The organism is Chryseobacterium sp. c4a (assembly GCF_009900745.1).
Taxonomy (GTDB): Bacteria; Bacteroidota; Bacteroidia; order Flavobacteriales; family Weeksellaceae; genus Chryseobacterium.
Window position 1 is genome coordinate 1 of the sequence record NZ_WXVU01000044.1, and the last position, 1,308, is coordinate 1,308.

A 1,308-nucleotide genomic window follows, 5' to 3' on the forward strand; every position below is an offset into this window, starting at 1 on the left:
TGAGTCGTCCTAAAATAGGTTGACATAAATTAAACAATATTTAATCCGGAGAGATATTTTATTTCTTCGGATTTTTTATGCACTTTATCTGGCGTTTCCATATTAAGACTTAAATGTGGTCTTTTAGTATTATAAAGATAAATACTTTCTTTTACTAATAAGTTTAGATCTTGAATATTCTTTGTTTTAGAAAAAAGGAATTCTTGTTTCAATATTCCATTAACCCTTTCTGCTAGCGCATTTTGATAACAATCATAACCATCTGTCATTGAGGGTTTGATTTCATTCTTATTAAGTATTTTCTGATAGTAACCAGAGCAATATTGCAATCCTCTATCAGAATGATGAATTAATGAACCTCTTGAAATTCTATTTTTTATTGCCATTTTTAAAGCTTTTGCAACGTTTTCAGTGTTCATATTTGAACTTAATGAATATCCCATTATCTTTCTACTATAAGCATCTGTTACCAAAGATAAGTAACATGTAGACTCTCTGGTTTTAAGATAAGTTATATCACTTACAAACACCTGTTCTGCTTTTTCTACTTTCAAATCCTTCAACAGATTGGGATGTTTTCTAAGCCAATGTTTTGAAAATGTTGTTTTAACATATTTCTTTTGTMTGCGAATCAACATCTTCTCTCTTTTTAAATAAGCAAATAAAGCATCTCTTCCCAATTTGATACCTTCCTTTGTTAGCCGTTCTTTAAGAAGATAATAAAGCTTTCTTGTTCCTAATTTAGGTAACTTCATTCGTATTTCCTGAACCAGRAATTTTACTCTCTGTAATTCGTTTTCACGGATTAAAATCCTTTGCTTAGCTTGATAAATAGCCTGACGACTTATCCCAAACAATCTGCACAGTCTTGATATACTTATTCCTTGTCTGTGGAGTTTGAAGATTGTTGGGAGCAAAACTTTTTTCTGATTTGAGTCCCATATTGCTTATCTGAGAKATCAATCATCGTATTAAGAACCTTAGTTTTTAACTTTTCATCAGCTAGTTCTTTTTCTAAACGTTTAATTTTTTGAGCGGGAGTTTCTTTGGAATTATGCATAGTATGAAGTTTGGGTTTACTCCACTCTAAGTTACCATATCTTCGCAACCAAACCAAAACGGTACTCTTTCCCTGAATACCATACTCTTTTTGAGCCTGCTTGTAAGTGTAATCGCCGTTTTCTACTTGAGAAACAATTCTTAATTTAAAGGCTATACTATAGTCCTTTTGTGTACGCTTTTCTCTTGTTAATCCTTGATGTTTCATAAATAAGTCGATTAGTTGTCAACTTATTTCAGGACGGGACA

General features: G+C 31.6%; 1 protein-coding gene. It reads right to left on the minus strand.

Annotated features, from left to right (window positions below; all coding sequences use genetic code 11):
• Nucleotides 1-29 precede the first annotated feature (29 nt).
• Nucleotides 30-1,267, minus strand: a protein-coding gene (locus tag GTR01_RS24410; RefSeq protein ID WP_410492616.1) for an IS3 family transposase whose coding sequence is annotated in 2 segments (ribosomal slippage) — nt 30-931 and nt 931-1,267 — 1,239 coding nt in all. Because the reading frame shifts where the segments join, the coding sequence is not laid out codon by codon here.
• Between the last annotated feature and the right edge of the window lie 41 nt (nt 1,268-1,308).